Origin of the sequence: Duncaniella muricolitica, from assembly GCF_910574735.1 — a bacterium.
GTDB classification, from domain to species: domain Bacteria; phylum Bacteroidota; class Bacteroidia; order Bacteroidales; family Muribaculaceae; genus Duncaniella; species Duncaniella muricolitica.
Genome location: NZ_CAJTCF010000105.1, coordinates 1 through 10,397, shown reverse-complemented (window position 1 = coordinate 10,397; position 10,397 = coordinate 1). Strand labels below are relative to the sequence as shown.

Here is a 10,397-nt window from a genome sequence, read left to right as displayed (position 1 = left end):
ATCGTTTCGATAAAACGGTTTCCAGCTGGAAAGGGTGGAATCTCCTGGCATTCCATGTGATATTTCTTAAACACATTAACAGACTCAAAAAGTCAAGATGACTTCTGTATTTCAAATTTTCCATGAGGATATTACGACTGGGCTAACGACCTGTGCCATTTCTGACACAGGTCCGGGTATGTGTTATGCGGTCATTTAATTGCAAAAAAAATCTGGAACAGTGGTAGGGAGATGGAAAATTTTTGTACATTTGCACCCGCAATGGTATCTCCCAGGCTTAGGAGTGAGTCTGTGAAATCGCATCAGTCATGACAAACAGATGCGTTTCAGGAGATTTAAAAGGGAATCCGGTGAGAATCCGGGACAGTACCCGCTGCTGTAAGTCCTGCACCAAAGTCTGTTGCACAATGTCATTGAGACAACCGTATGTCTCGAGAAGGCGCAATGGATTGGGATGAGTCAGAAGACCTGCCATAGCCGTAAAGTAGAATTGTGCCTACGGGATTATGGGCAGGTCGTTGTGGACTCTTTCGTGAAAGGGTCTCAAAGTCATCGTCACTCGTCAGAGATATGAGTATATTCCCGTCTGCGTACATTCTGTTGATACGCAGACGGGAAGTTTTTTATTCTGAGTATTAACTTACATGACGAGAAATAATGACATATCGACTGTATGTCCCGGTAATGATACTGTGTGGTATTGTTTCACCGGTTGAAATCCGGGCCGACGAGCCGGCCGACTCACTGTCACATCGGTTGCAGGAAGTCGTGGTTACGGCCCGAAAGCCTTATGAAGATGTAATCCCGGCCCAAGTGTTGTCGGGCGAGGAGTTGCGTCGGCTCAACAGCAACAGCGTGGCCGATGCCTTGCGCTATTTTTCAGGCGTACAGGTCAAGGACTATGGTGGAGTGGGGGGCATAAAGACTGTCAACATCCGTTCGATGGGAACAAACCATACTGGAGTGGTCTATGATGGTGTCGAGCTTGGCAATGCGCAGAACGGACAGATAGACCTTGGTCAGTTTTCGCTCGATAATATGGAGGTGCTGTCGTTATATAACGGCCAGAAAAGCGAGATACTGCAGCCGGCCAAGGATTTCGGTTCGGCCGGTACAATCTATATGAGGACTCGCATTCCGGTTTTCGACGACGGTGAGACTTATCATGCGCGGGCCACTGTGCGCACAGGCTCTTTCGATCTGCTTAATCCATCGGCTCTGGTGGAGCTGAAGCTGGGCGAGAGGCTCTCAGCCTCATTGAGCGCGGAGTGGATTAATTCGAGCGGAAAATACAAATTCCGATACCGCAGAGTGAATCCGGCCGGTGAACTTGCCTATGACACCACCGCAGTGCGTCAGAACGGAGATATTAATGCCACGCGTATCGAACTCAATACCTATGGGGCACTGCGTAACGGCAACTGGACCTTCAAGGTCTATAATTACAACTCCGAGCGTGGTGTGCCGGGTGCGATAGTCAATAATGTGTGGCGGCGTGGTGAGAGAATCTGGGACACCAACTCTTTTGTACAGGGACGATATAGCGGATTTTTTGGGAAATTCTCAACTCTCAACAGTCTGAAATATGCCTTTTACCGCACCCATTATGTCAACAATGATGACAAGCAGATAAAGATTGACAATCTCTACAGGCAGAAGGAAATCTATTTTTCCTCGGCCAACGAGTATGAAATCATGGATTGCTGGAGCATATCGGCAAGTTATGATTTTATGTGGAATGCTCTTGACGCCGATGTCTACGGATTTGTCAGGCCCGACCGCATATCGCAATATCTGTCCTTTGCGACGGCATTGGATTTGGGTTGGCTAAAGCTACAGGCGAGCGCGCTGGGCACATTTATCCACGACAGGATAAAGGGTCAGCAGGCTCCGGCCGACAAGCATGTGCTCTCTCCTGCAGTCTTCATTAACGGATATCCGCTTCGCAATAAAGACTTTTCCCTCAGAGCCTTCTGCAAACGGTCGTTCAGGATGCCGACATTCAATGACCTTTATTATGCCGACATGGGCAACTCGCTCCTCTCGCCCGAACGTGTGACACAGTATAATGTCGGTCTGCTGTATGACCGTCATTCCTCATCGTTTGTGTCGGGTGTGAGGCTTAGCGCGGATGTGTATTACAACCGTGTGAAGGACAAGATTGTAGCCTATCCCAAAGGGCAGCAGTTTCGCTGGACTATGCTTAATCTCGGGCTGGTGGACATACGCGGTGTCGATGTGACCGGACTATTGACGGTCAATCCTTCACCCGGTCTCTATCTGACTCTCCGCGGGCAATACACCTTCCAGCGGGCCATTGACATAACCAATCCGGCCGACAACTATTACCGGGATCAGATACCCTACATCCCTCGCCACTCGGGGTCGGCTGTGGCCAATGCGCAGTGGCGTGGCTGGAGTCTCAACTATTCGTGGATATATGTCGGCGAACGATATAACCAGCAGGAGAATATCCGATATAATTACACTCAGCCATGGTATACTTCCGACCTGTCGCTCAGCAAGGATTTCAGACTGGGCGAAGTGAGTCTGAGAGGGCTGGTAGAGGTCAACAATCTGCTCAGCCAGGATTATGACGTGATACTCAATTATCCGATGCCGAAACGTAATTACAGGTTTACCATAACTGTTGAGATATGAAAACGATACAATTTTTCTTATATATTCTGCTGCTCCTGACGGTTGCCACAAGTTGTCGAGAGGACGAACTTGTGGTGCCTACGGAGTATGACATAATCGGCGACGAGAACCGCGACAGTGCCGTCAGGGGATTATATCTCGTCAACGAAGGCAATATGGGCTCCAACAAATGCACGCTGGATTATTATGATTACCACACCGGCCTGTATGCCCGGAATTTTTATGCTGAGAAAAATCCCGATGTCATCAAAGAACTCGGTGACGTGGGCAACGATATAGGCATTTACGGACGTAAACTGTATGTGGTCGTCAACTGCTCACACAAGGTCGAGGTCCTTGACGCGCACACGGGGGTAAGACTCGGACAGGTCGACATCCCTAATTGCCGTTATGTGAGATTTCATCGCGGCAAAGCCTACGTCAGTTCCTATGTAGGTCCCGTCCTGATTGATCCAAATGCGCCAAAAGGAGCGGTGTATGAGGTCGATACACTTTCTCTTTCAGTCACACGAAAAGTTTCTGTAGGTTATCAGCCGGAAGAGATGGAAATAGTCGACGATTATATGTATGTTGCAAATTCAGGGGGCTACAGGGCTCCAAACTATGACAATACAGTGTCCGTAATCCAGATGGTAGACTTCAAACAGGTCCAACAGATACCCGTGGGCATAAATCTCCACCGTCTCAAGAAAGACCGTTACGGCAAGTTGTGGGTAACATCGCGCGGCGACTACCAGTATCGTCCATCCCGCCTGTATGTCATGCAGAAAAAGCCTGGATTCAATCAGATGATTGTGACTGACACAATACCTGTCGCATGCTCCAATATGGCGTTTTTCGGCGACTATATGTACTATTACGCTACCGAATGGAACAACTATACGGCGTCAAATACCATAAGCTACGGAGTGATTGATATCCGCACGAAAGAAATCGTGTCGGACAACTTCATCAAGGACGGCACCGAAAAGGATATAACCATACCCTATGGCATAGCCGTCCATCCGGAAACCGGTGACATATTTGTGACCGATGCTAAAAATTACGTTTCATCAGGCACACTCTATTGCTTTAGCCCGGACGGTTACAGAAAGTGGAGCGTGCGCACCGGGGATATTCCGGCTCACATCACATTTCTTGCAAAATGAAACACTGGCTGTTAGTCTTATCGGCCGGCATGATGCTGCCGGCTTGCGACCGGGATATTCCTATGGTCAATCTCGGCATCGACGATGTGTATTACATACGCCGGATGTGTAAACTCGACCTTCATCCGGCCCTCACCGGTGAGAGATATGAGTGGAGGGTCAACGGCTCAGTCGTAAGCCGGGAGAGAGATTATATATTTCTTGCCCGTGACGAGGGCGACTATACCGTAAACATCAGGATAATTGACAGCGAGACTCCCTATGATTTCACATTTGACGTGCATGTGCTTCATGAGGATATCGAGTATAGTCCCTATATCTCCAGGGTCTATGAATACTGTCCTGCTCCGGGTCAGTTTATCAACGAGATGCCGCGCTATGAAGATGGTGACACATATGAGTCAATACTCCAGAAAGCAGAGGAGTCCATTTCGGGCACAAACGATATCATGATATCGCTTGGAGGGTATGGCGGATATGTCACGTTCGGATTTGACCACACGGTCATCAATGTGCCGGGAGAGAGAGATTTCAGAATCTGGGGAAACTGTTTTTACGAACTACTGCAACCCGACAAGAAAGGAGGCTCGGCCGAGCCCGGCATCGTGATGGTCAGTTATGATACAAATTGTAACGGATTGCCCGATGATGAGTGGTATGAACTTGCCGGCAGCGAATATAACTCGCCGGCTACACGTCATGGCTATTCCATCACATATTTCCGTCCCGACCCCGACCGAGACTTCGTGGCTGACGAGGACAACAGTCTTGATGACATTTATTACATACGTTGGGCCGACAATTCGGGTGGCGAGGGCTATATGGCCAAAAATATCTTTCACAACCAGCAGTATTATCCCCGCTGGCTTGAAGCCGACAGCCTGACGTTCGGCGGGACTCTTCTTGCACCCAACGGGCACGACATAAGCGGATATGGAACATACTACGTGCTTTACAGTTATCCGTGGGGTTATGTCGACAATCACCCCAATGAGTATGCCGATCTTAACTCGTTTGACATCTCGTGGGCTGTGGACGCCGCCGGTAATCCCGTCGAGCTCCACGGGGTCGACTTCATACGTGTATTTACAGGAGTAAATCAATATTGCGGATGGCTTGGCGAGACCTCCACCGAACTGAGCCGCGCGCAGGATCTGCACATAGATCTTCCCGGCATTCCCAATCCTTGAAATTCTTTTTTTAGTTAACCAAATAATAAACTGATCATGAGAACAAAATTACTCTCATTGGCTGTCGGGTTGTCCGCGTTTACAGCGTCGGCCCATCCGATAGATTTTGACCTTATCCGGCATTGGACCGGCACGGGCAATAACAGGGCCGCACTGGTAATCCAGTATAACGGCGACAAATATGGCTCCGATGCTTATGTGTGGGGTTATCGCTGGGAGGATGGCGAAAAACCGTCGGGCGAGACAATGATGAAAGCCATCTGTGCCAATTCATCACGATTGTCGATGCTCACCCAGTACACCGGCAGTATGGGCAGCACCCTGTGTGGTGTCGGTTACAGTCTCAACCAGGATGTCCTGAAACATGTATTTTTCAACTTCGAGAAGGCCAAGGAATTTGAGTTTATCAATTTTGACTACTATAATGTCAACTCTTTCATGGGGCAGACCGAAGCCCCGGGCGACAACGCTCCAATGATGGCCCAGGAGTCTATAGACATGGCCATTGCAGGGTCTCACTATATCCAGCATCCGTTTGATTATGGCAAGTATGGCTATCCGGCCTATGATTATGATTGCTGGGACATAGACGAGGAGACTGAGGAAAATGGAGGCGTTTCGGTCTATGAGCCAAAGTGGCTTTCGGCCTGGTATGAGGGCTATTGGAGCTATTGGTGTGCCAACAGTCCGTCGCAGGACTGGATGTACTCCGGCTCAGGCTTCACAGGCCGTCAGTTGACCGACGGCAGTGTTGACGGCTGGAGCTTCACACAGTTTGAGTCCGCGATGGTAGGAGGCATGGGCGAGGGCATCGCCCCATGTGAGGACGGCGACATTATATACATGCCGGCTTCACTCACAGGAAACAGTATTGATATAGACCGTTGTGCCCGAGTGATGGGAGAAGGAACTGCAAGCATACCGATGATTGTAAAATTCGGTGACAACAAAAAACTGGATAATGTCGTGGTTGCTTTCAGATTTAACTCTGAGCTTCCTTCCGTGCAGGATGTATTGCAGCTTCTTGCTAAGGATCCCGCGTTTTCACTGGAAGGCAATACCCTCAGCATTGATGCCGACGGAGATGGTGCGTTTAATTCGTCAGGCTCCGATGCGAGCGCAACCGGTGACTGGTCTCTGACTGAATATGAGGATTGTCTGCTTCTGTCATGTGATGAGAGTGCCGCTCCTGAGTATCTGCTATATCTTCCGGCCATAGGTAAAGTTTCTGCGACCATACCTGACAATATGACATTTGCTCTTTCGGATGAAAGCGATTTTATCCCTGTGTTTGTGCAGCGTGAGGCAACCTATGATGCCATCAACTACATGTGGTACCGGCGCACGGACGATCAGCAGATAACATCCAGCACTTCCTCCGACATCGTAAAATCAATATCGACCACAGCCTCGACATTCGGCCAACTGACTTATGCGGGCAACAAAGCCGGAGAGTTTTACATTCACGTGAGAGTCCGCACAGGCAAGGGGGCCTCTTATTCTTACAGTAATGTGTGCCGCTTTACCTTGTTGCCTCCCGAAATCCCCGTTGAAAGCATAGAGTTTTCAAGCCGGTCGGTTGATGCGCCTCTGAACTCGACTATTGAAAATACATTTACAATCACACCGGCCAATGCCACTTACACCGCCCTGACTTATAAGTCAAGCGATACAAAGATTGTCACTGCAAGTGCATCGGCGTTTAAGACCACCAAGACTCCCGGAAGTGCGACCATCACGGTTTCATCGACATGGAATCCTAACGTAACCGCTTCTTTTGATGTGGTCTCTGCTTTACGCCACCCGGTCACTGATTTTGCTATCAAGGATGTTGATGGCGACGTGATTGTACTCAATCCCAAACAGATGATTGGAATCCTGGCCGATGTAACTCCTACCGATGCTGATATTCCTGATTTTAATGTTACACTCGAGGGAAACGGCTCTGGGAAAGATGATTACATCGCCACAATGTATAAGGTGAATTATTGGGATGAAAAGAATACCCGTATCCAGTTCTATGAACTCAGCGGACATCGTGCCGGCGAGTGCACTCTTACGCTGACATCTACCGACGGCAGCAATGTCACAAAGACCTATACAGTCCGAGTCGAGGAGCAGGACCGGACTCCGCTTGAGAACGGATACACGGACGGCACTTTGGTGTTGAACGAGGAATGGTTCGGCCACACTAACGGTGGCATGAACTATATAACTCCCGAGGGAGAGATGATGTATCAGGTTTATGAGCGCGAGAATCCCGGCATGTCGTTTGGCTGTACGTCGCAGTATGCCGCTATATGGGCCGACAAACTCATAGCTATATCCAAGCAGGCCGTTGATGCAGGAGATCCGTTGCCCGGCGGCGGCCGTGTGGTAGTGGCCGAAGCAAAGACTCTCAAGCGTCTCGGCTCGATTGACGACCTCATTTATGGCGACGAGACTCGCAGTGCCGATGGTCGTGCTGTAGTCGGAGCCACACCCGATAAGGTCTATGTAGGCACGTCAAACGGTATCTACATCGTAGATATTGATGAGATCAAAATCATTGGTAAGATTACAGCCTTTGATGAATCAGGTAGTGCCGGAACCGACCTGTATTCCGGACAGATAGGTGATATGGTCAATGCCGGCCGATATGTGTTTGGCATCAAGCAGAACACCGGAGCCTTTGCCATCGACACCGAGACTGACCAAGTAGTCAGAAATTATGGCATGACCACCGTGCAGGGCATCACTCAGACTGCCGACGGTAATGTGTGGATAGCTTCGGTGGCTGACGGCTGTGCCCGCTTCACATGTATCGACCCGCAGACTCTCGATGAACGTGAGGACATGAGCGTGACATTCCCCTCGGCAGTCGCATATCCCACATGCTCGTGGGGTGCATGGCGCAACACTCCGTTTGTCGGCTCCCACAGCCGTAATACCATATGGTTTTCGGCTGGCGGCGGTATTGCCGGTGGTTCGTCAAAAGATAAATATTACGGTTGGGAAGTAGGTTCTGACCCGACTCTCATCAAGCCAGTGTTTGATATGGCTGAGGCAGCCCTTGCCGGCTCCAATGCCCGCGTCAAGCAGAAGACTTATGGCACACTGCGTTATGATGACCGCTCGGGCGAACTTATAGTGATGACTACCGAGGACTCCGCATCGGGCCATTATCGTTACAACTGGACTCACTTTATCAATCCCGAAACCGGCGAAATCCTTCGCACGATTGCACTCAGACCTTACTATTGGTTCCAGTCATTCGCTATCTTCCCCGACAAGCATGATGCTACAATCGATCTTGATGACATATCTATAGACGTCATGGACAACGACAAGGTTATTGATCTCTCCGCTCTTGTTTCCGACGAGGACAATATAGATGCCAATATCCGGCTTTCGCTTGTCGACACTCCGGATGTTCTTTCGGACGAGATTGTTTCAGACGCTCATGCTTCAGTCACGCTTGACGGCAGGACTCTGACTATATCGCCCAAGTCGGCAGGACAGCATTATTTCACTCTCGCGGCAGAGTCCAACGGCCGTACAGTCAGCAAGACTGTGTCAGTCAATGTCAGCGACGTACTGACCGGCATTGACACTGTAGCCGGAGTCTCCGGCTCTGTAAAGTGTGACGGTCAGCGTATATTCGTGACAGGATTCAACGGTCACAGTTTCCGCATCTATGACATAGCCGGACGTCAGGTGACATCGTTTGATGTCGATGCTGATGATTATGTGTTTGATTTCGGATCTCATGGCGGAGTCTATGTAGTGGCTTCCGACAACGGGCTCTGCACCAAAGTATTCATTAAGTAATGCGACATACTTTGACAGTAATATCCGTACTTCTGACGGCAGTGGCTTCGGCCATTGCCGCCAGTGGGGCGGACTATACCCGGGGTATAATCTGGGTCAACGAGGACTGGTATGGTCACCAGAACTCGACAGTAAACTATCTGAAGCCCGATGATCCCGACGGAAACTATTGGGAATATCGCGTGATACAGGCCGAAAATCCCGGGATGGAGCTTGGATGTACCAACCAGTATGGTGCCCTTTGGCATGGCCGGCTCTATCTGATAGCCAAGCAGGACAAGGACCCCGGAGCTTCGATAACCGGAGGACGTATCACTGTGGCTGATGCGGCAACAATGAAGATTCTCCATCAGCAGAGTCTCATTGACCCGTCAGGTGCGCAGTGTGACGGACGCGGATTTCTTGGCGTGGACGAGCACAAAGGCTACATTTCCACAAGCAACGGTGTGTGGGTGTTTGATCTCGACACTTACACTGTCAGAGGACAGGTCGAGGGGTCGGCCAATCCCAATGCCGGAGGTGACAATGACAAGCCTAATACCGACCCGACAGGTTCGCTCTATCACGGACAGTCGGGTATGATGGTCGCGGCCGCCGGCAAAGTGTTTGTGGCTCATCAGCAATACGGATTGCTCATAGTCGACCCTGCGGAGGATAAGGTCACCGATGTAATATCAATGGATATAGTACAGGAGGGAGCCGGAATCGGGTCGATAGTCAAGTCAAAGGACGGTGCGCTCTGGCTCTCGGTAGCTAAAAATCTTCAGGGTACGGGCGCGTTTCTCAACCATATCGTCAGGCTTGATCCGCAGACTCTGAGCTACGAAATCATTGATACTCCTGAGGGCATGTATCCTCCATCCAACTCATGGTATGCCTGGACTCCCGACGCATTTGTAGCTTCGTCCGTTCAGAATTGCCTCTATTGGAAAGGTGGGCCTAACCGATGGTTTACCGGTACGAAAATCTATAAATTTGACTGTGACACACGCCGCCAGTCGTTGTTTATAGACCTGGAGGAAGAGGGTGCCAACTGGAAGCTGTATGGCTGCGCCATCGGCGTGCATCCTGTTACCGACGAACTATATATGGCATTGTATCACGAGTTTGGTACACCGACTTACATTACCCGCCGTTACTCTCCGCAGGGTGAGAAAATAAGGGATTATGAAATGATAATGAACTATTGGTTCCCGTCATTGCCTTTGTTTCCGCAGGAAGCCGACCAGACGGGTATAACCGATATTTCGGATGACAGCTCTTTGCCTTCAGTCGGCAATCTGTATTCAATAAGCGGCATACTTGTCCGGACGAATGTCCGGTATGGCTTCTGGAGCGATATCCCTCAAGGGATATACGTATGGAAGTCACCGGCAGAGACACGAAAAGTGTTTGTGAAGTAAAAGCCGTCACCAATTGATTCATACCATAACAGACCCCGGCATGTAAGAGCATGTCGGGGTTTGTTATTCTGGTAACTACTCAGGTAGGTTTGTCGTACTCCCCCATGCACAACTTCCCTCGTTGCAACCAACGAGAGTAAATCGTTTTTTTACAAAATATGAAGCTGTTTATAATGTCAGCATGC

General features: G+C 49.8%; 5 protein-coding genes and 1 riboswitch. All 5 genes read left to right on the top strand.

Annotated elements, in window-relative coordinates; translation table 11 throughout:
• Positions 1-292: 292 nt before the first annotated feature.
• Positions 293-490, top strand: a riboswitch (cobalamin riboswitch).
• A gap of 194 nt (positions 491-684) precedes the next feature.
• Genes QGT73_RS15980 through QGT73_RS15960 form a run of 5 tightly spaced genes read left to right on the top strand, consistent with a single transcriptional unit; the run spans position 685 to position 10,212 of the window.
• Positions 685-2,661: a TonB-dependent receptor gene (locus tag QGT73_RS15980; RefSeq protein ID WP_280123104.1), complete on the top strand. Its 1,977-nt coding sequence runs from the start codon at positions 685-687 to the stop codon at positions 2,659-2,661.
• Entirely contained in the window at positions 2,658-3,809 is a 1,152-nt protein-coding gene (locus QGT73_RS15975) for a YncE family protein (protein WP_280123103.1), read from the top strand. The genes QGT73_RS15980 and QGT73_RS15975 overlap by 4 nt, the downstream gene beginning before the upstream one ends.
• On the top strand, positions 3,806-4,999 hold the full coding sequence (locus QGT73_RS15970) for a cell surface protein (RefSeq protein WP_280123102.1): 1,194 nt from the start codon (positions 3,806-3,808) through the stop codon (positions 4,997-4,999). Before QGT73_RS15975 ends, QGT73_RS15970 begins: the two co-directional genes overlap by 4 nt.
• 36 nt (positions 5,000-5,035) lie before the next feature.
• Positions 5,036-8,809 (top strand): DUF5074 domain-containing protein, encoded by a 3,774-nt coding sequence (locus QGT73_RS15965; protein ID WP_280123101.1) that lies wholly within the window; start codon positions 5,036-5,038, stop codon positions 8,807-8,809.
• Positions 8,809-10,212, top strand: coding sequence for a DUF5074 domain-containing protein (locus QGT73_RS15960; RefSeq protein WP_280123100.1), 1,404 nt, complete (start codon positions 8,809-8,811; stop codon positions 10,210-10,212). Before QGT73_RS15965 ends, QGT73_RS15960 begins: the two co-directional genes overlap by 1 nt.
• Positions 10,213-10,397 lie beyond the last annotated feature (185 nt).